The organism is Marinilactibacillus sp. GCM10026970 (genome assembly GCF_042660675.1).
GTDB lineage: Bacteria > Bacillota > Bacilli > Lactobacillales > Carnobacteriaceae_A > Marinilactibacillus.
Map to the genome: position 1 here is coordinate 1 of NZ_JBHSUL010000027.1, position 21,061 is coordinate 21,061.

Sequence of the window (21,061 nt, forward strand, 5' to 3'; positions counted from 1 at the left end):
TGCTCCTTTTGCTTACATAAACAAATAAGATCCACTGGAAAATCTCAAGTAGATTTCCCGGTGGATCTTATTATTTAACTGGGACTTTTGTCCCAGCCTCTTTTATTTTTATTTTAAGATTAATATCTACCGTAACCGATCAATTTAGGTCCCCAGTAACTAGAATTTACACTTGTGTAAGCAACACCAGTACTTGTTTGAGCACCGACAAATTGTCCGCCACCCGCGTAAATACCAACGTGCGTTACTCTACCGTTTGTACCAAAGAAGACTAAGTCTCCAGCTTGAGGATTTTTCACTTTTTGAGATCCAGCATATTGAGCTGCAGAAGTTGCTGGAAGCGATTTTCCAGCTTGACGGAACACCCAGCTTGTAAATCCAGAACAGTCAAATGTACTCGGTCCTCTAGAACCCCATACATATTTTGATCCTAGTTTGCTATCAGCGATAGACTTAATTGAACTCCATGATGTACCACTTGGTTTAGGTTCAGGAGCTGTTTCTTTTTTAGGTGTTTCTTGTTTTTTAGTTTCTTCTTTTTTAGCGGGAGCAGGAGTTGCTGCCGCTTGGTTATTCGCATTGCTACTAGATTCAGTACTTGAACCAGAAGTATTACTTGAGCTATTGTTGTTTGAACTAGAAGTATTGCTTGAGCTGTTGTTGTTACTTGAAGTTGAAACAGCTGGTTCGTTTGAGCTTACGCTTGGTGCTGGCGTATTATTCTGCGCCGGTGCACTAGGAGCTGGTGAAGATGCTGGTTCATTTGAAGCTACTTCTGTACTTTCAGTAGATCCATTTGAAGATGAAGTCGACACTTCTTGAGCCGCCGCTGCTTCTTCTTGGGCTTGTTGAGCTGCCGCTGCTTCAGCTACTGCAAGTGCTGCAGCTTCTTCTTCTTCGCGTTGACGTTGTTCTTCTGCTTCTTGAGCTGCTTTTGCTGCTTCATCTCTTGCAGTAACTAATTGAACAACTTGCTCTTCTGCAGCTGCTTTTTGAGCTAAGAATTCTGTGCGATCAGATTCTGCTGTTGCTTTTTCTGATGCTAATTGAGCAACTAGAACTTCTTGCTCTAATTGTTGTTGCTCTAAATCTGCAGAAACTTGTTCAAGTTCTTCAGCTAAAGCGTTTTGTTGAACAATTGTTTGCTCTGTTTTATTTTGCTTTGTTACAACCGCTTCTTTGTCTCTAACTTGTGCTTCTACAAGTCTTTTATTGGATTGTACAAGATTTGATACAACATCAATACGTCCAATTACGTCAGAGATAGATTCAGAGTCTAAAACAAATTCTATGTAATTTGCTGTTTGACCATCTACTTGAATTTTACGTGCTTGTTCTTCTAACTGACCATTTCTCTTTTCGATCAATGTTTCAAGTGTTGCGATTTCTTCTTGTAAAGTATCATATTCAACTTGTGCTTGCTCAAGACGTGTTACAGCTTCTTTGATAAACGTCTGATTAGTAGAGATATCGTTGTTAATCTTTGTCAATTCAGCTTGAGTCTTTTCAGATTGTTTTTTCAAAACATCGATTGTCTGATTTAAAGAATCAACTTGTTGACCTTTTTCTTCTGCTTGCGTTTGAGCTTCATCAATCTGACTATCAAATTCACTTGCTGATACAATTGGAGCTGAGATCATAGAGCTTAATAATAAAGTCGTTGTTGCTGAGAATAATACTAATTTGCTTTTCACTATTGCTTCCCTCCAAGAAAGTACTGTCTAGAATTATTTGAGTTTGGTTTGAGTTTTAATTTTAGTTTATTTCGAGATTCAATTCATCAAATCCTCTTTTTTGAGGACTAAAGAGATTATAGCACTCTTTTTGTATGATTAGATTTCAAACATATTACACTTAAATTTCTTTTTGACTATCTCCAGATACTCCATCGACTGTTTCTTGCAATTTGATTCCTCATCATGTATAATTTTAATGTTTAAGAATGTTAGTCAGTCTGGCTACAAATGTTCATCAAGGAGGAACAAATGTGAGTAATTACCGTGTATTACTTTATTACAAATATGTAGATATAGAGAATCCAGAACAATTTAGAGATCAACATCTCGAATTATGTAAAAGTCTAAACCTGAAAGGTCGTATTCTGGTTTCAGAAGAAGGTATCAACGGAACAGTTTCTGGAACTATTGAAGAAACAGAACAGTATATGGAAGCTATGCGTTCAGACAGTCGCTTCGAGGATACGATGTTCAAAATTGATGAAGCAGATGGGCACACTTTCAAAAAGATGCATGTCCGCTACCGACCTGAAATTGTTTCCCTTGATCTTGGGGAAGACGATTTGAACCCTAACGAACTTACTGGAGCATACTTAGAGCCTCAAGAGTTTCGTGCTGCACTAGAAGACGAAGACACGATTGTATTAGATGCTCGTAATGACTATGAATTCGATCTTGGTCATTTTAGAGGTGCTATTCGTCCCGATATCAAGAGCTTTAGAGAATTACCTGAATGGATCAAGGAAAATAAAGAAAAATTCATGGATAAAAAAGTTGTTACCTACTGTACTGGTGGTGTTCGCTGCGAGAAATTCAGTGGCTGGTTACTTAAAGAAGGTTTTAAGGATGTAGCACAACTTCATGGTGGTATTCATAACTATGGTACAAACCCTGACACTCAAGGTGAGCTTTGGGATGGTAAGATGTATGTATTTGATGAAAGAATCAGTGTAGAAATTAACCGTAAAGAAAAAACGGTTATTGCTAGAGACTGGTTTGACAATACCCCTTGTGAACGTTACGTAAACTGCGGCAATCCCTTCTGTAACCGTCAAATCATTTCTTCTGAAGAAAATGAAGACAAGTACCTTAGAGGATGCACACATGAATGTCGTATTTCCCCTGAGAACCGTTATGTAAAAGAACATCATTTAAGCCGAGAAGAAGTTGCAGATAAACTTGCTGCAATTGGAGAAAAACTACCCGAAACTGTCTAAAAGTTATTTAAACAATCCTTTAACAACAGACTGCCTGATCACTTTCAGCATGCCTATTGTTAAAGGATTGTTTTTATAAATGATATTGAACATACATTCTTTTTTCAGAAGTTTTATTATTTGCGTTTATATCTTGATATATCGTACTAGTTTCACTTTCCCCCCCTATTTGCTATAATGTAGCAAGCCATACATTGTTTATTATTATATACAAAGGAGTCTGAAATGAAGCGATCTGAACATAAAAATAAAGAAAAAACAGAAGAGACTTCTTCAAAGCGAGGATTTTTTTATTACTTCGATATCTCTTATCGAGTTATCAAAACCCTTGTCGTACTATTTTTTGTCACTCTATTGATCGGTGGTTCTCTGGGAACAGGTGCAGCTATTGGATATTTCGCTTCACTTGTAGATGACAGCGAAATTCCTGAATATAGTGAAATGGAGTCTCAAATCGATGACTTTGTTTTAAAATCCACCATGTACTATGCGGGTGGTGAGGTGATCAGTGATGTTCGAAGCGATTTAATTCGTACTTCAATTGATTTGGATCAAATGTCTTCTTATGTAAAAGATGCCATCATTGCAACTGAAGATGAATACTTCTATGAGCATAATGGAATTGTCCCTAAAGCCGTTGCTAGAGCACTGGTACAGGATTTAACAAATAGTGCTTCAAGTTCGGGTGGTTCTACTCTTACTCAGCAGCTGATTAAGCAACAGCTTGTAGGGAGCGAAGTTTCTCATTCCAGAAAAGCCAATGAGATTTTGCTTGCCATGAGACTTGAGAATGCTTTATCAAAAGATGACATCTTACAGTCGTACTTGAACATTTCTCCATTTGGTCGTAACAACAAAGGACAAAACATTGCTGGGGTTCAAGAAGCAGCTCGAGGTATTTTTGGTATTCCAGCCTCTGATCTGACACTTCCCCAGGCTGCATTTATTGCAGGCTTGCCACAAAGTCCAATCAGCTATAGTCCATATACTCAGACAGGAGACCTAAAAGAAGATCAAACGTATGGTTTGAGAAGATTAAATGAAGTTCTCTTCCGTATGTTCCGCGAGGGCTATATCACTGAAGATGAGTATACTGAAGCAATCAATTATGATGTTACACAAGACTTCATCCAAAAAGAAGCTAGCGATGGTGATGACATCTCTTACGTTTACGACCTTGCCATTAAGGAATCTACCAAAATTCTTGCTCAAGAGTTTATCAAGCAAGATGAAGTCAGCGCTGAAACATTAGCAGCTGATGAAAATTTAAGAGATGAGTATAAGGACCGTGCTGAATCTGCCTTAAGAAATGGTGGTTATAAAGTTTATACAACGATTGATCGTGATGTTCATCAAGCAGTCGAACAAGTTGTAGCTGAACAAGTCGACACTTTAGGCGCTGAAAGAACTTATACCTATGTGGATGCTGATGATGTTACTCAGACTGCTACTATGCCGATACAAGTTAGTGGATCATTGATCGACAATGCTACCGGAAAAGTTCTTTCTTTTATAGGTGGGCGAGATTATGATTCATCAGTGTTTAATCGAGCATTTGAAGCAGACCGAAGCCCTGGTTCCATTATTAAACCGCTCGCTACTTTTGGACCTGCTTTAGACGTTGGATTGATAACGCCAGCTACAATTATTCCAGATACTCCTGTTATCTTCCCTATTCCAGGAAGCGAGGATTACGAACCGACCAATGCTGGTCCTATAACTAATCGCTGGATGACTGCTAGAGAAGCCTTAACGATTTCTCAAAATATTCCTACACTTAAAATTTATAATGAGTTAATACAACGTATTAATCCAGTCGAATATATGAATAGAATGGGAATTGATGAGGTTCCAGCAGATGCCTATAGTCAAAATCTCTCTACCGCCATTGGTGGTGTAGGTAATGGACCAGCACCAGTAGATTTAATCAGCGCTTTTTCAAGTATTGCCAATAACGGAAAGCATGTTGATCCTTATGTTATTGAAAAGATTGAAGACAGTTCTGGTGAAGCCATCTTCCAGCACCAAACTGAAGAAACACAAGTATGGAGTCCTCAGACCAATTATCTTTTACTGGATATTTTAAGAGATGTTCATACTGATGGAACAGCTAGAGGAACAATTAGTCAATTGAATTTTGATTCCGACTGGATTTCTAAAACAGGTACATCGGGTACATCTGACAAAGTCGATGATATCTGGTATATCGGTAGTACACCCAGAATCACATTTGGAACATGGATTGGATATGATAATAAAGTCGTTGGTTTGATTGATGAGTTTGGACAATCCGCAAGTTTAAGAAATCGAAACTTCTGGGCTAAAGTTGTTAATCGCGTTTACGAGACAAGACCTGAGCTCTTAGGAGCTGGAGAACTGTATGCCCAACCAGAAAACATTGTTCAACAATCCGTTCTTAGCCAAACGGGTATGTTACCCGGTACGGTTGAACTTCCTGGTGGTGGTTCGCGCTCTATATCTGGTGAAACATTCAATGAGTATTTTAACACTGCTCACTTGCCTCAAACTACCACTTATGATTTTGCAATCGGTGCTACTGATGAAGAATTAAGTGAATTTTGGGGATCTGCAGGATCCGATAACACGGAAGATGACACAAATAACTCGGATGAAGATGAGGACCCTTCCCCTGCTCCGAATACAAATGAATCTGTCTCTCCAGAAGAGGCCGTACCAGATCCTCAAGAACCACCAGAAACAACTGAACCTGAACAAGAGGTAGAACCTGATCCAGAACCTGAAGAAAACACAGAAGTCGAAGAGCCTAATGAAGATAACGAAGAAACAACGATTCCTGAAGAGTCGGAAGAAGAACCGGATAATTCGGATGAATCAAATGGTGGGACCGCTCCTCCTGAAGATTCAGATGAAGACGAGGAAGAAACTCCAGAAGATCCTCCCTCAGACGAAGATTCGTCTGATGAAGATAATCCAACTGATGAACCCGAAACGGAGTAAGAAAAAAGAGGCTGGGACAAAACTAGCCAAATAGAAGAAAGCCGTCAAATCTAGGATACCTATCCCTTGATTTGACGGCTTTTCTACTTGTCTGATTTTGCAGAACAATATTAATCAGAGACTTTTGTCCCAGCCTCTTTTTGTATATTTTAGTCTTCTTTAGTTGTTCCTTTATCCGCGATGTGGAAAGGAAGTGTAATTGTCTTTTCATCCACTTCTTCTTTGTTCATCAATTTAGTTAATAGACGCATTGATACTGCTCCAATGTCGTATAACGGTTGAACAATGGTACTTAATTTAGGACGTGTCATATCTGTTAATTTAGAATTGTTTGAAGTAATCAATTCAAAATCTTCTGGAACACTTACGTTTCTATCTAGAGCTGCATTCAAAATCCCAACTGCTAACTCATCATCAGCTACTACAGCAGCTGTAGCACCCGCTTTTGAAATTTGCTCGTAAACTGCATCTCCAACTTTATAGGTGTATTCTGATTGTACAACCAACTCTTCGTCATATTCAATGCCTGCTTCTTTCAAAGCTTCTTTATATCCTTCAAGTCGATATTGCCCATTAATCGGTTCATCGTGACTTTCAGATATGAAGGCTACTTTTTTATGGCCCTTTCCGATCAAAGTCGAAACGCTCTCTTTGGTCGCTGATTTGTAATCTATATTTACACTACCCACTTGGCCGTCTGGATCAACCGTTCCGGCTAAAACAACTGGTGTTCGAGAACGAGAAAATTCCGCACGTAATTCTTCAGTAATTTTATTTCCCATAAAGATTACACCATCAACTTGCTTAGCAAGTAATGTGTTCAACACTTGAACTTCTTTTTGTTCGTTCTCATCTGAGTTCGCTAAGATAATATTGTATTTATACATGGTCGCGATATCATCAATCCCTCTAGCAAGAGAAGAAAAGTAAAGATTTGTAACATCTGGAATAATAACGCCTACTGTTGTTGTTTTCTTACTAGCTAGTCCTCTAGCTACTGCATTTGGTCTATAGTCTAGGCGGTCAATAACATCCAATACTTTTTTTCTAGTTGTTGGTTTTACATTAGGATTACCATTAACTACTCGAGATACTGTTGCCATAGATACTCCAGCTTCTCTAGCTACGTCATAAATTGTAATTGTTTGTTTATCCATCGTTTTCTCCTTTTAGTTTCTTAGTTTTTATAATTTTTTAAGTCATTTACACATCAAGCGCAAAGTACACTATTCTATCCATTTATAACTTTAGCAAAGCATGAAAGAGATTTCAAGAACAAATATGCTATTTTCATGAAATTTTCTTTACTTTTTTCAGAAAAGGCTTACTTTATTCATTATGCTCTCTCATTATAATCATGTTACAATGGAAATATCAACTAATATGTAGGAGACGATGTATTTATGAATCAACCAATGCAAAAATTAAAAACCAAAATGACCGAACTTGAGCTCGACTTAATCTATATAGATGAACCTAATCTTGTAGGATATTTTACTGGATTTGAAAGTGATCCTCATGAACGCGTGCTTGCACTATTTTTAGTGAACGACAATGACTTTCTTTTTACACCTAATCTAGAAGCTAAAGATGCTGAAAATCAGTCTTCTATCGAAACCATTGTTAGCTACAAAGACGAAGAAAACCCTTGGGCAATTATTAAATCTCATTTATCTTCGTATGATCAGTCAATTAAAAAAATGGGGATTATTGAAAACAATTTAACGGTAGAACGTTACAATTACTTAATGCATAGTACAAACGCTCAAGAAACGATGGATATTTCTTCTGCGATTCAAGATATACAACTGATCAAATCTATAGATGAAATCGATAAAATGAAATATGCTGGAGAAATGGCAGACAAAGCATTAGAAATTGGTATAAACGCTTTAAAAGTTGGAATTAGCGAGCAAGAAGTCGTAGCGGAAATTGAATATGAAATGAAAAAACGTGGCATCTCTGAGATGAGTTTTCAAACGATGGTTTTATTCGGTGATCACGCAGGTAGTCCTCATGGAAATCCTGGTGAAAGAACCTTAAAAGAGCATGAACTCGTGTTGTTTGATTTGGGTGTTGTTGCTGAAGGATATACAAGTGACGTAACACGTACTGTGGCATTCAAGTCCGTTTCTCAAGAACAAAAAGATATTTATGAAGTCGTTTTATCTGCTCAAACAGCCGCTCAAGCCGCTGTTAAACCTGGAATTACTACTGGAGAATTAGATGAAATAGCACGTTCTATTATTGAAGAAGCTGGTTATGGTGATTTCTTCACGCATCGTCTAGGACATGGTTTAGGTAAAACGGTTCATGAATATCCTAGTTTATCTAAAGGCTCTACAATGGTCGTAGAAGAAGGCATGTGTTTCTCCCTAGAACCCGGTATTTACATTGAAAATCAGATTGGTGTTCGTATTGAAGACTGTGTCTATGTAACAGCTGATGGTTGCGTCCCTTTTACTCGTACTAATAAAAACTTGATCACATTATAGTCAAACAAACTAACTCGAGACTTAGGTCTGCAATAAAAAGCACGCTCTTACTTTGTCAGGTAACATACTTGATAAAGTGGAGCGTGCTTTTTTACATTATTTCACATTCGATAGTGTATCTTTGACCGTATCTTTTGAATTTTTTTTAAGAACTGAAATTTTTCCATCCGTTTCTAGTATAACTGCAGATACGGACTCCATTGAATCTACTCCTTGTGAGCGCACGGCTTGTAATACTTCTGCTTTAGAAATTCTTTCTTTTTTCATTTGTCTGGTATCATATTGATCATCATAATAAATTAATGTTGGTTTTGATTTCAATAAATTACTAACTGTTTCGGAGCGAACGGATAGCCAAGTTGAGATAAATTGCAGACCAACTAGTATAAAGAACGTAGTGACTCCTTGCCAAAGATTTGTTTGGTTGTTGATCAAAAGACTTGAAACAGTAGACCCTAATGCAACGGTAACAACAAAGTCAAAAGCATTCATTTTCGACAGTGTACGCTTACCCGATATACGCAAAACGATTATCATTAAAACATAGAAACAAACTCCAACTAGCAATAATCTAATAAATTCTTCAAGCGTCATACTTTTCACTCTTTCTTATTTTATTCTACCGTTTCATATACAGAAAAAAGAGATGCACAAAGTATTGCGTGCATCTCTTTTGATACTAAGTTTTATTGATTAGATCCCTACGTTAGTATTTGTTGTTTCTTTATCATCATTACCATTTTCTTTTGTTTGTTCGGTACTTGTATTTGCAGATTTTTGTCCTTTGCTTTCGCTGTCAGACATTTTCTTTTCATCATAATCAAATGACATTGTGCGTGACTCTGCACCTTCAACATCTGAATTATATTTATCAGATTTTTTGGCTTTTTCTTTGCCGTCTTTGACGGTTTCTTTAACATCTTCAGCAGCATTTTCCATGATTTCTTTATCACGATTCACACCGTCTTTAACGATATCTTTAGCATTTTCTGCCATAGATGAAGCTTCTTCTTTGATATCATTTAAAGTGTTTTTGTTTTGGTCTTTATCTTTACCATATGAATCAGCTACCTGTTCATATGTTTTTTTAGCATTCTCAACATATTCAGTACCTGTTTTTTGAGCAGTATCTTTTAAATCCATGCCTTTTTCTTTTGCAATATCTGCATAATCTTTTACTTGGCTTTTAGCACGGTCAGTTTGTTGAGACAAGTCTTCGCGAAGCTCTTTACCAGATTTTGGTGCAAATAGTAATGCACTTACTCCTGCAATTGCTGCTCCAACGATTGTTCCTAGTAAAAACCCTTCTGATCTATCTTGTTTTCCCATGATTATTCGCTCTCCTTCTAAATTCTATTCTATAACAAAATTTGTGTTTCGAGATCCCTAACCATTCTATAGATTATTAGATCACATTTATTTTGCTATAGTATTAGTAACTTTTTTCGCTACACCCATTTTTGCCCCACGCTTAGATGCGCCAGCTAGATGAGTTGTTAAGTTTCTTGTAGAATCATTCAAGCTAGAAACTGAAATCCCTAAATCTCCTACTGCTTTGAAGACTGGATCTGTAAGACTTAGCTTACCATTTACATCGTTAAGTGTTGTATTTGTTTTATTTAACAATCCCTCAACTTCAATCAGTAAATGATCGGCATCCTTAGTGATCGTTCCAATACTTTTATTGGCTTCTTCAATTGTCGTATTTAATTCTGATACAACGCTTGCTACTTTGAATAATACGTAACAAAGTCCTAATACCAGAACAGCAAATGCTACAGCGGCAATTAAAGCAGCGATTTCTCCACCTGTCATAACTATCCCTCTTTCCTTTTTTGATTACAAAATAAGAATACCACTCTCCAAATCTAAAAAGCAAATAGTAAGATTGTTGATTTCCATACAGGTACAAAATATCTAGTATTAAATAAACTTCTTCGTTCAAAAGAATCAATACAAAAGAGCATAACTAGTTTATAATGATCTATATTAAACAAACATAAAAGGAGTGTCATATATGCAAAAAAGCGATTCAACTTCAAAAAAAGGAAAGCATATTAATAAGAAAGCATTTTATAGTATTACCGGTACTTTAACATTACTACTAATCATTGCAGCTACACTTTACATAAATCACATGAACTATTGGCCTTTTAATAACGATAAAATTAAAGGATTACCCGACGAACACATTCGAGCGGTTCTCGATAAGCATTCTAGCGTTGAAACCTTATTGTTTAGCCAAGTGGGCGCTTACGAAATGAATTATTCAGGATCAGAAATTAGATTTTATGCAGAACACTATCACTATGATGAACGTTCAGAGACGATTGATTTTGGCTCTATCTCCCGTTTTGAAGGCGATGACTCAATAGGTCAATTGATATGGGGACTCACTGATCTCAGAACTACAGATTTTGATGAGGATCCATCATTTGGTAGTTTATACGCTCAACTTGAATTATCTGGATCGTCGTTGTCTTTTAATGACTCGCTCTCTACCCTTCCAGAATTTACGGAAGGCCTTGCTACAAGTAACTTTTTAGGTTCAGAACCCACAAAAATAAAGAAAAACACTCCAATCCCACTGCTAGGATGGTCTTCAAGTCTCAGTTCTTACTCCGATTATGAGTATAGTATCTCTCCAGAGGCTATGGCGGATAGAGAAGATTATATTGTTTTGTATCTTGAATTTAAATAGATTAATACTTCTATTACCAAACTGACTTAAGGAGATATCATATGAAAAGTAAGCCAACTATAAAGCAAAATAATAAGATTAAACTATCTAAAGGAATAACATTATGGAGCTTATTTCTGTTAGTTATAGCCATTTTAGTTGGCTTTTATGCGTTTCAGTACAATATTGGGCCTTTCAAAGGAGATAAAGTTGGTGGGCTTCAAGACAATCACCTTCGTACAATCTCTAGCACAAGCAACCCTCATACTCTGTCATTCGATTTTTACGGTGAACATGAATTGAACTATGAAGGAAAAGGTGTTGAACTATACTTAGACTATTACGAAGGTGTTTCTAAAACAGATAGTCAACTACTAACCTCCATAAGTACAGAAGGACAATATAATTTCAGCGGTCTACTCTTTTGGGTTAACCCCAGCGAGAGAGGAAGATTCGTCTGAATTTGAAGATGTTTTTGCAAAAATGAGTCTTTCATTCGGCCAATCTAGTACAAGAACTGCCTTGGATTTCTTTCCTCAAACTAATGAGGGCGCATATGCTTATATTACTCCTAGTGATGGAAGCAAATTATTAACTAAAAACAAACCTTTAATGCTTTTAAGTTATACTTCTGATGGTTCTGCTTATTCTACTTACGAAGATTTTTTCAATGGTGATACGCCTAAAAATAAGGATATATTCTTTTTAATTTACCTTTTGCCGATTTAATTGATTCTTATAGTCTGTTCCTAGAAATGTACCTTTATATTTGGTACAATCGTTTTATTGTTTACAAACGAAGGAAAGAGTATATAAAAGGAGTTTTTAAATGTTTTTAGCAACCGAAGAAAATCCAGATGCAGGTGCAGAATTAAGTAGTGAGATCACCGAAAAAGTCGGTATTTTAGCAGAATTATGGAATAAAATTAATTGGCAACAAGTAATGATTAGTGGTATTGTCTTATTTCTTCAGATATTATTGAGTGTAATTATCTTTTTTATATTAAAAAAGATAGGTCATGTCTTAATTGAAACAATCTTCAGAAAATATATCAAAGAAAATCACACACTACCGAACCGATATAATACACTATATAAGTTAAGTAAAAACTTGTATAACTCTATACTCTATTTCATTTTAGTGTATGCGATTCTTGGCTTAATCGGTATCGATTTGGGACCGTTAATTGCCGGTGCTGGAGTTATTGGTTTGGCACTATCACTTGGGGCTCAAGGATTCGTGTCTGATATCGTCAATGGATTTATGATACTTCTAGAGAAACAGCTAGACGTTGGAGATGTTGTTAAAATCAACGATATTATGGGCGTTGTAGAAGATGTGAATCTTAAGACAACGAAATTGAAAGATTTCGATGGAACGATTCACTTTATTCCTAATCGTGCCATCACAGTCATTAGTAACCGTTCAAGAGCTGACATGAGAGTTATGCTTGAGATCAGGCTGTTTCCGAATACTGATCTTGATCACGTCAGAACCATCATTGAAGGTGTAAATGCCAGATTTATTCCTCAATATGAAGAGATTACTGTTAAACCGACAAATATTTCTTTCGTACCTGTAGGCTCTGGCCAAACTGCTGTCCAGATCATTATGTATACAAAAGCGGGTACAGAATTTGCGATTCGAAATACATTTTATGAAAAATATGTGGATGCTCTTTCAAAAGAAGGCATCGAACTTCCAAAAATCAATATGGATTTAGCTTCTCAATAAAATAGAAAACGGACGAATCGAAAGCCGATTCGTCCGTTTTTTTATTTCTGTATTTCCGTTTTACTTTTTTCTGTTACGTCATACATACGCTCAAATTCATGGGCAATACGATTTGTACCTTTTAAGATTTCACTCCTAGTAATAATTCCTTTAAAGGTTTTTTCTTCGTCAATAACTGTAATAAACGCATGATTTACTAACATATGCAGGACATTTTCCAATTCAAAATCTTCGTAAACAAACGGAAAATCTTCTTCCATGATTTCCTCTACCATAATTTCTCCAAGCTTTTCGAAATGAACATCTTCTATCTCCATGATAGCCTGCATGATAGATGGCATTGAAACGAGCCCTTTCATTCTAGACTTTTCATCTAACACTGGTACGACCGCATATTTATCTGTTGTTAGAATAAGTAAAGCGTGGTTTAATCGATTCTTTGTTCCTACGACAGCAACTTGTTCTGCTGGCTTAACTAACTGGTTATCCTGATCAATTAGTAAGGATTTGATTTTCTCACCAATCATAGTTTCACTCCTTGTAAACGTTGTTATCCGTATCTTATTTTACTACCTTCTTCATAGATACACTAACTTTATCTAGAAATAAAAGAAGATTCTTAGATTCTTTTTTAACAAACTTAACTTATCTTATCTGAAAGTATTAATTTACTGAAAAAACAGTATTTAGATCTGTTTCATTTCATAAATTTCTGCATAGAAAAAGAGAGTAGACGGATCTACCCTCTTTAGATTCATTGCATATACTCAAAAAACTATAGAGTGATTTTTTCGGATAACTGGTCTAGCTTATTATGATCAATATCGTAATAAGTGACTTCTCCAGTTTCCCCTTTCATGTCTACTATTGCATAACTACCTTTATGGATAGGCCCTCTTGGTTGAGTCAAACTTCCTGGGTTAATGAAGTAGATGTCCTCTTCCTTATCTACTCTAGGTATATGCGTATGGCCATAGAATACTAGTTTTACATCATCTTTTTGCGCTTCCTGTTTCAATGCACTAAAAGATGACTTCACATTGTGTAGGTGACCATGTGCGATCATTAGTTTCTGTTCGTGAAAGCTTTCAACTCTTGTTTCAGGGAAGGCATCTGTTCTATCCATATTCCCTTTAACAGTATGATAATTTTGCCACAACGGATTTTTTTCATCAAATTCTGAATCACCACAATGAACCCATATATCTACTTGTTCTGAATAAATCGATAAAATTTCTTCCATAAAATAACGATCTCCGTGATTGTCACTTACTGCTAATATTTTCATTGAGTCTACTCCTCAAGTTAATTTGATATCCAATCTGTTAGAACGTTTTCTAATTTTCTAACTGCAAGTGCTCTGTGACTGATTTCATTTTTTTCGGCTTCAGACAACTCACCGAGCGTTTTATCTTTTTCTGGTACATAGAATAAAGAATCATATCCAAATCCATTGTTTCCTCTAGGAATACCGAGTATTCTACCTTCTAATTCTGCTTCTATTGTCAAGCTTTCTTTATCTGGTGCTGCTAATGCTAGTGTACAATGAAATTGAGCTGTTCTTTCGCTTTCAGGTATTTCAGCTAACTCACCTAATAATTTGGCATTATTTCGAGCATCATTTTTATCTTCTCCCGCAAACCTAGCAGAATAGATTCCCGGCTGTCCATGTAGTATATCCACTTTAAGGCCTGAGTCATCCGCAAGGACCATCGTTCCAAGTGCTTTGGAAATACTTTCTGCTTTTAATAACGCATTTTCCGCAAAAGTTTCTCCAGTTTCTTCAACACTTTCAAGTTCTGGATAATCATGTAGCGTCCGAATTTCGAGTCCTCTTTTTTCAAATATAGATTTGAATTCTGCTGCTTTACCTTTGTTTTCTGTTGCAATTACGATATAGTTTTGTTTATCTTGAGTCATGTTTTAATTTAGTTCCTTTCAATCTATTAATAGAGACATGTTCAACTGAACATTCGTTTAGTTCTAACCATTCTAATGCAATATCTTTAAACATATTGACAGAACCAGTAGTATAAAATTTGCGTTCATTAGGATAGTCTGATTTTTCTTCAGCCATATCGTAATAATCTAGTAGCACGCTGACTTCATTAACCGTTTCAGCACCTGAATCAATCAACGTAACTGAATCTCCCATAACATTTTGAATTAGTGGTCTCAACAAAGGGTAATGCGTACAGCCTAACACAAGTGTGTCCACTTTCTTCCTTCTTAGATCTTGAAGACTTTCATTAACGACCTTTTTAGCAATTGAACTACTGAACTGGTTACTTTCTATTAACGGTACGAATTTTGGACAGGCTTCACTGAAGACTTCTGTGTTTGCTTGTTTTTTTGTGATGGCCTTCTTGTATTCACCAGACCGTATCGTTCCTTCAGTACCAATGACACCAATCCGGTTAAGTTTTGTTGTTTTGATTGCAGCTCGACTACCCGGTAAAATCACACCAATAACTGGGATATCCAATTCTTTTTTCAATTCTGTTAGTGCAGCTGCGGTAGCTGTATTACAAGCTATAATAAGCATTTTGATATTTTTTTCTAGTAAGAACTTTGTAAGGTCCCAAGTAAATTCTTTAACTTGTTCTTCTGGTCTTGGACCATAGGGACATCTTGCAGTATCCCCTATATAATAAAATGATTCATTCGGTAGTTGTTTCATCGCTTCTTTCATGACAGTGAGTCCACCAACACCTGAATCAAGTAATCCTATCGCTTGTTTTATCATCTTCTGACAACCTTTTTAAACCATACTTTGATAAGTCAGTTTACCTAGTATCGTTATGTTCTTGACCTACACTTATCGTTCAGTCAATTTTATAATACACTATATTTTCCCTCTTTTACACAAAAATCGCAAGTAGTACGTCGTATAGAAATTATACTCATTATAAAATTTTAATGAAATAACCTTCACTGATTAAGGTGATTAGCTTTTAATTTTGTTAGAAAAGATAACACATCTGCGTTATAATAGTTTAGATAAGAATAGTAAATGTTTGAGGTGGGTTAATTTTGACAGAACAAAACAATGAAAAGCAGTTCCAGGCAATTACTCTATTAAGAGATCAATTGCTTCCAAATCTTTTAGGTACTGACATAAATGATATCTTATATTGGGCAGGAAAAGAACTAGCCCGCAAAAATCCGTCCGAAGATGAAGCGTCTCTATTTTCAAAATTTGAGCAGAATGGCTTTGGAGAATTAACCTTTGTGAGTGAAAGAAAACAAACGCGCGAATATGTATTATCGGGAGAAATTATCGAAGCTAGATTGAGCAAAGATGCGTCTGTTTCATTCTCGCTTGAAGCAGGATTTTTAGCACAACAACTTCAAGATATTCATCAACTATTCACTGAGGCGATTTTTGAAGTTAAACCTAAAAAGAAACAGGCCTATCTATATATCCAAACGGATCCTAAAGAACCCATTTTATAATCACAGAAAAGATAAGTCAATTCTTGCTGAGGCATAACATTACTCAGTTTCGGATTGTCTTATTTTTATACAAAAAAAAGCGTTCAAAAATTAAGCTAAGTGATTAGCTGAATTTTCAAAAACTCTTGATTAGTTTGCTATTCAATTTTTAATCAAGCTCTATAAATTTACATTTAAACTTACGCTGTTCAAAGTGATTTCAGTACCGTCTTCAGCGAATTGAATAAATCGAACTTCTCGGGCATTCCAAGACATCAAGTCTTGTAAAGAGAAGTCGTTTTTTCTCAACACGACATCTAAGGGACAATCAATCTCATCGTCAGCGTTACGGAAAACATCTCTTGCTTCTACTGTAAGATGTACGGTTCTGTCTTTGCACTCAACGACATACCCATATTCTAAAGCATCTTCCAGTTCGGTCTTAAGGGTTCTATTTTGGGTCATTATTGCTCACTCCGTTTCTTCCTTAAGTGGACATATAATAGGCATTTTCTACTTTCAAAGAGTTCTTCAATCCATTTTAAAACGGATTATATTAACATTGTTACAATCCAGATAGATGTAAAAAAATCTTCTTAATTATATATCGTTAAAATTAGTTTAGCTCAAATCCTTTAAAATTGATACCCATTGAGCGAAATAGATTATATTAGTAATTTTGCTGTTGAAAAGCTGACACATTTTAAACCCAGAAGATAGTGATACATTAGCACTAAAAAAACAGCCCTTTATTTAGTATTGCTGTAAAGAGTACTAGTACAACTAGCAACCCTTTATATCAGCAGATTAAATAAGGACTGTTTCTCAGTATCTATCTTAAGTTTTACTTGTGTTTAGCAAGCGCAGACTCAATTTGTTCTTTACTGTGATAACCAATCAATTTCTCCACAACTTCTCCGTCTTTTTTAACTAATAGCGTTGGGATACTCATAATTCCAAATTTACCTGGAGTTTCAGGGTTTGCATCAACGTCCATTTTATAATACGAGACGTCTCCTGCTGATTCTTCATCTAATTGATCAATAACTGGTGATTGCATACGACAAGGTCCGCACCAAGTAGCCCAGAAATCAACTAATGTTAATCCTGCGTCTGTTTGTTCTTCAAAAGTATTATCTGTTAATTCTTTAACCATAATGATATCCTCCTATTCTTACTAATAAAAAGTAAGTTTTTATTGCAACAAAAACAGTATACCAAAGATTAGACAAAAAATCTAATCTTTGAGCTATATTTGCTGATTTGTCATAAATTTATTTAAACGTCACGTTTGTAGCTCCGCTACCACCTTGGTTTGCTGGAGCATCTCCATAAGTTTTTACTTGAGCATGTTTTTTCAAATAATCTTGAACAGCTTTTCTTACTGCTCCAGTTCCCATCCCATGAATAATAGTGACTTTAGGGTAATTAGACAAAATAGCTTGATCAAGATATTGATCTAATCGGTTTAGAGCTGATTCCACTCTTTCTCCTCTTAAGTCTATTTCTGTAGATACAGAGCCCATAGAGTAAGATTTCAATGAAGCACGAGCTTGTTTTGGTTCTTTTTCAGCTTGAGTCTGCGTAAGATCACTTTCGTTCAACTTCATCTTCAGCATTCCCATTTGCACGACCCATTGTTTGTTACCGGATTTTTCAATCAAAATACCCTTTTGACCTAAAGATTCTACTTGAACAGAATCTCCAGGTTTCAATTCTTTTTTGCGTTTTTGTTTCTGAAGCACTTTATTCTTTTTTAAAGCCGCTTCTTCTGTCTTTAAGTTGGCTAGTTTCGTCTGAGCATCTATGAATTCGTGCTCTTTGATATTTGCGCCTGCTTGTCCTTCGAGCTGTCTTTGTCTAAGATTTTCTATGATATCATTAGCGTCTTTTTGGGCCCGCTCAATAATTCTATTAGCTTCTGATTCTGCTTTCTTCTTAAGATTATCTTTTTCAATCTCATAATCTTTGAATGCCGTCTTCAATTCCTCGTGAATCTTCTGAGCATTTTTCAGTTCTTCTTTAGTAGATACTGTTGCTTGATCTGCTTGTTTTCTTTTTGTTTCCAGATCTTGAATCATTTCATCAACACTCTGACTTTCACCACTCATCAATTGTCTAGCTGACTCGATGATAGCCTCTTCAAGCCCTAATCGCTTAGCAATTTCAAATGCGTTACTTCGTCCTGGTATTCCTATTAATAATCGATACGTAGGACTCAAAGTTTGAACATCAAACTCCATACTCGCATTGATCGTCTGAGGGCGATTATATCCATAAGCCTTTAACTCAGGATAATGTGAAGTGATCAGCACATAGCTTCCTTTAGCAGCTATTGCATCAAGCATTGCGATTGCTAGAGCAGCACCTTCTTGAGGATCCGTACCAGCACCTAGTTCATCTAGTAAAATCAAACTGTTTTCATCAATTTTACTTAGTATATTAACGATGTTCGTCATGTGAGATGAAAATGTTGATAAACTCTGTTCAATCGACTGTTCATCACCAATATCCGCAAATACACTTGAAAAAATACCCATAACACTTTCTTCTTCTACAGGAATCTGCAATCCAGATTGTCCCATTAATTGAAGTAAGCCAAGTGTTTTCAAAGCAACTGTTTTTCCCCCTGTATTTGGTCCAGTAATGATCATCGTTTGATACTGTTCACCTAGAATCAAATCATTTGCTACGACGTCATTTTCTTCTAGTAAAGGATGTCTTGCCTGAATAAAGGAGACATGATTTTCTTTACTAATCAGTGGTCTAATTCCTTTGATTTCTCTTGCATACTTCGCTTTAGCATTCACAAAATCCAGTAAAATCAAAACCGTCATGTTTTGTTCGATTTCAGCTGTGTGCGGCATAATCTCATTGGTTAATTCAGCAAGAATTCTTTCCACTTCACTACGCTCTTCACTTTGGTATTGTTTTAGACGATTATTCAAATCCACAACACTTTGCGGTTCGATGAAGAGCGTTTGGCCAGTTGAACTCTGGTCATGTACAACACCACCAAAGGTCGATCTGTTCTCGTGCTTTACTGGAATCACGTAACGGTCATTTCGCATAGTAATGATCGCATCTGTCAGAAACCTTGCCTGACTCCCTCTAACGATACTCTCAAGCTTCTGACGTACTCTATTTTCAGTTTGTTTGATAGCCGTTCGGATACCTCTTAACTTCGTACTTGCGTCATCTAAAACGTATCCACCTTCATCTACAACCGAGTAAATAGTTCTTTCAAGCGGTCTTAATAAGACAAACTGATTACTGATTTTATAAAGCTGGTTTAATTCTATTTCGTCTTCTTTTAATTGGGTAAAGAATTGGCTGATTTCTCTTACACTCTGGATTACTTTACCGATTTGAGCTATCTCTTGGCCATTCAATGCAGCACCGATATTCGCACGTTTCAAGTGCGGTCTGATATCTAAGAAGGGTGATAATGGAATGCCCCCACGCATTTTTAGTATTCTGACGCCATCGTCAGTCTCTTCTTGTCTTGTTTTCACTTCTTCATAATCTGATGAAGGAGAAAGTGCTAGGATTTTTTCTTTTCCTAAACTTGAAACTGCATGAGTCGATAGTTGATTCATTACTTTAGGAAAATCCAGTGTTTTGAATGATTTTTCGATTTTCATCTTCATTCTATCAAGCCTCTCTAATTCGTATTAACAAGTACCGACAAAAAAAGTGTTGCTGGATACGTGCTTTAAGCCTACGTATACCAGATCAACACCATCATATTTGTCGTCTGATGCTCGTTCGTTTTAAACTTATTCAGTTATGCCATCTTCTCTTAAGCCTTCTTGGATCCACCATTCGTAAATATTATAAGATAATTCTGGAGTATCCGACACGATTTTTTTTGCGATTGTACTAGACTCAAACTGATTTTGAATCCAACCTACTGGTACAGTAGATAATAGAAATAAAACTAGAAAAATTCCAACGTACTGGACGAGCAATCCAATGATTGCGCCTCCTATGGCATTCAGCTGTTTTAATATTGGAATCTCTGAAATGAAATTCAGTAGCCCTCCAACAAAGCGTGTTGCGATCCAACCGATTATCAAGACTCCTATAAAGCCAACGCCATTATAAAACCCTTGATCTAAATTGAAAATAATCTCTCTTCCATATAAAACGAAAGGATTATCTGTAGCTGAAACTGGGCTCGGATAAGGCACAAGCATTCTTACAAATTCGCTTACTTCTTGGTAATACTGTAATGCGAAATAAAAGGATATTGAGTATCCAATTGTTAAGACCAATTGTAAAATCAGTCCTCTTCTTGCTCCACTATAGAGCGATATGAGTAATAAAAATAATATAATTAGAGTGAATACCATGGTACTTTTGCTCTCCTTAATGGCTAAACGATCAAGTTAGGTCATGAGCGTTCATTTTCCAATTCATTTATTCTTTCTTCGAGCTTCACTATTTTTTTCTTCATCTCGAGTTGATCTGAAACAGCGTTAATCGCCATCAATATAGCTCTCTTCTCTGGATCTAGACCTTTAGTCATTTCTTTCAGTTGGTTCATCTGTTCGTCCACTGTCTGAGCAACGGTCTTCATATGTTGCTCTGAGCGTGGCCCTACGATTGTATACGTTTCGCCAGCAATTTTAGCTTTGAACCTTCTCTTTTCTTCAGGCATAGACCTGCCTCCTAGATATACAAATTCCTTATTATAATAACATGAAAAAAAAGAACTTGCACCAATTGCTTATTATTTGCTTCTTTAAACGCTTCAATGTTTCTAGTATTTCTAAACTCCA

The 21,061-nt window shown here is 36.2% G+C and carries 21 protein-coding genes and 1 pseudogene; 8 read left to right on the forward strand and 14 right to left on the reverse strand.

Translation table 11 applies throughout. The features are described 5' to 3' along the window. Window positions 1-119: 119 nt before the first annotated feature. Window positions 120-1,694: an NlpC/P60 family protein gene (locus ACFP65_RS07345; protein ID WP_379917253.1), complete on the reverse strand. Its 1,575-nt coding sequence runs from the start codon at window positions 1,692-1,694 to the stop codon at window positions 120-122. A gap of 293 nt (window positions 1,695-1,987) precedes the next feature. On the opposite strand from ACFP65_RS07345, the gene ACFP65_RS07350 reads away from it, so the two are divergent. Continuing rightward, window positions 1,988-2,953 (forward strand): rhodanese-related sulfurtransferase, encoded by a 966-nt coding sequence (locus ACFP65_RS07350; RefSeq protein ID WP_379917255.1) that lies wholly within the window; start codon window positions 1,988-1,990, stop codon window positions 2,951-2,953. Window positions 2,954-3,178: 225 nt separating this feature from the next. Continuing rightward, a complete protein-coding gene (locus ACFP65_RS07355; protein ID WP_379917257.1) occupies window positions 3,179-5,932 on the forward strand; it encodes a transglycosylase domain-containing protein in 2,754 nt (917 codons plus the stop codon). A gap of 149 nt (window positions 5,933-6,081) precedes the next feature. On the opposite strand, the gene ccpA is transcribed toward ACFP65_RS07355, so the two are convergent. Beyond that, on the reverse strand, window positions 6,082-7,089 hold the full coding sequence (ccpA, locus tag ACFP65_RS07360; protein WP_379917259.1) for a catabolite control protein A: 1,008 nt from the start codon (window positions 7,087-7,089) through the stop codon (window positions 6,082-6,084). Between the two features lie 246 nt (window positions 7,090-7,335). Between ccpA and ACFP65_RS07365 the strand changes: the two genes are divergently transcribed. Then, a complete protein-coding gene (locus ACFP65_RS07365) occupies window positions 7,336-8,427 on the forward strand; it encodes a M24 family metallopeptidase (protein ID WP_379917261.1) in 1,092 nt (363 codons plus the stop codon). Between the two features lie 96 nt (window positions 8,428-8,523). Here ACFP65_RS07365 and ACFP65_RS07370 read toward each other — a convergent pair whose 3' ends face one another. The 3 genes from ACFP65_RS07370 to ACFP65_RS07380 form a co-directional block, all read right to left on the reverse strand. After that, the gene (locus tag ACFP65_RS07370; RefSeq protein ID WP_379917263.1) at window positions 8,524-9,021 is read right to left on the reverse strand and encodes a DUF421 domain-containing protein; all 498 of its coding nucleotides are present in this window, start codon (window positions 9,019-9,021) and stop codon (window positions 8,524-8,526) included. Window positions 9,022-9,120: 99 nt separating this feature from the next. After that, window positions 9,121-9,756, reverse strand: a complete 636-nt coding sequence (locus tag ACFP65_RS07375; protein WP_379917265.1) for a YtxH domain-containing protein — start codon at window positions 9,754-9,756, stop codon at window positions 9,121-9,123. A gap of 87 nt (window positions 9,757-9,843) precedes the next feature. Continuing rightward, entirely contained in the window at window positions 9,844-10,242 is a 399-nt protein-coding gene (locus tag ACFP65_RS07380) for a DUF948 domain-containing protein (RefSeq protein WP_379917267.1), read from the reverse strand. 202 nt (window positions 10,243-10,444) lie between these two features. On the opposite strand from ACFP65_RS07380, the gene ACFP65_RS07385 reads away from it, so the two are divergent. The 4 genes from ACFP65_RS07385 to ACFP65_RS07400 all read left to right on the forward strand — a co-directional run bounded on the left by ACFP65_RS07385 (window position 10,445) and on the right by ACFP65_RS07400 (window position 12,842). After that, window positions 10,445-11,128, forward strand: a complete 684-nt coding sequence (locus tag ACFP65_RS07385; RefSeq protein WP_379917269.1) for a hypothetical protein — start codon at window positions 10,445-10,447, stop codon at window positions 11,126-11,128. A gap of 41 nt (window positions 11,129-11,169) precedes the next feature. Then, a complete protein-coding gene (locus ACFP65_RS07390; protein WP_379917271.1) occupies window positions 11,170-11,568 on the forward strand; it encodes a hypothetical protein in 399 nt (132 codons plus the stop codon). Window positions 11,569-11,590: 22 nt separating this feature from the next. Continuing rightward, window positions 11,591-11,836, forward strand: coding sequence for a hypothetical protein (locus tag ACFP65_RS07395; protein ID WP_379917273.1), 246 nt, complete (start codon window positions 11,591-11,593; stop codon window positions 11,834-11,836). A gap of 100 nt (window positions 11,837-11,936) precedes the next feature. Further along, entirely contained in the window at window positions 11,937-12,842 is a 906-nt protein-coding gene (locus ACFP65_RS07400; RefSeq protein ID WP_379917275.1) for a mechanosensitive ion channel family protein, read from the forward strand. 41 nt (window positions 12,843-12,883) lie between these two features. Here the strand turns inward: ACFP65_RS07400 and cbpB are convergent, their stop codons facing one another. The 4 genes and pseudogenes from cbpB to racE all read right to left on the reverse strand — a co-directional run bounded on the left by cbpB (window position 12,884) and on the right by racE (window position 15,588). After that, window positions 12,884-13,369: a cyclic-di-AMP-binding protein CbpB gene (gene cbpB / locus ACFP65_RS07405; protein ID WP_379917277.1), complete on the reverse strand. Its 486-nt coding sequence runs from the start codon at window positions 13,367-13,369 to the stop codon at window positions 12,884-12,886. A gap of 248 nt (window positions 13,370-13,617) precedes the next feature. Further along, window positions 13,618-14,130: a metallophosphoesterase gene (locus tag ACFP65_RS07410; protein ID WP_379917279.1), complete on the reverse strand. Its 513-nt coding sequence runs from the start codon at window positions 14,128-14,130 to the stop codon at window positions 13,618-13,620. Between the two features lie 17 nt (window positions 14,131-14,147). After that, window positions 14,148-14,750 (reverse strand): annotated as a pseudogene (locus tag ACFP65_RS07415) (XTP/dITP diphosphatase); the annotation flags it as partial. Next, entirely contained in the window at window positions 14,749-15,588 is an 840-nt protein-coding gene (gene racE, locus ACFP65_RS07420; RefSeq protein WP_379917280.1) for a glutamate racemase, read from the reverse strand. The gene racE and the pseudogene ACFP65_RS07415, both read right to left, overlap by 2 nt. 287 nt (window positions 15,589-15,875) lie before the next feature. On the opposite strand from racE, the gene ACFP65_RS07425 reads away from it, so the two are divergent. After that, a complete protein-coding gene (locus ACFP65_RS07425; RefSeq protein WP_379917282.1) occupies window positions 15,876-16,298 on the forward strand; it encodes a DUF2507 domain-containing protein in 423 nt (140 codons plus the stop codon). 159 nt (window positions 16,299-16,457) lie between these two features. On the opposite strand, the gene ACFP65_RS07430 is transcribed toward ACFP65_RS07425, so the two are convergent. The 5 genes from ACFP65_RS07430 to ACFP65_RS07450 all read right to left on the reverse strand — a co-directional run bounded on the left by ACFP65_RS07430 (window position 16,458) and on the right by ACFP65_RS07450 (window position 20,940). Further along, complete coding sequence (locus ACFP65_RS07430) at window positions 16,458-16,742, reverse strand: hypothetical protein (RefSeq protein WP_379917284.1); 285 nt, start codon at window positions 16,740-16,742, stop codon at window positions 16,458-16,460. A 379-nt stretch (window positions 16,743-17,121) separates the two neighbouring features. After that, the gene (gene trxA / locus ACFP65_RS07435) at window positions 17,122-17,433 is read right to left on the reverse strand and encodes a thioredoxin (RefSeq protein ID WP_327756801.1); all 312 of its coding nucleotides are present in this window, start codon (window positions 17,431-17,433) and stop codon (window positions 17,122-17,124) included. A 118-nt stretch (window positions 17,434-17,551) separates the two neighbouring features. Further along, a complete protein-coding gene (locus tag ACFP65_RS07440; RefSeq protein WP_379917286.1) occupies window positions 17,552-19,927 on the reverse strand; it encodes an endonuclease MutS2 in 2,376 nt (791 codons plus the stop codon). Window positions 19,928-20,056: 129 nt separating this feature from the next. Then, complete coding sequence (locus ACFP65_RS07445; protein WP_379917288.1) at window positions 20,057-20,632, reverse strand: CvpA family protein; 576 nt, start codon at window positions 20,630-20,632, stop codon at window positions 20,057-20,059. Window positions 20,633-20,673: 41 nt separating this feature from the next. After that, complete coding sequence (locus tag ACFP65_RS07450) at window positions 20,674-20,940, reverse strand: cell division protein ZapA (protein WP_379917290.1); 267 nt, start codon at window positions 20,938-20,940, stop codon at window positions 20,674-20,676. Window positions 20,941-21,061: the final 121 nt, after the last annotated feature.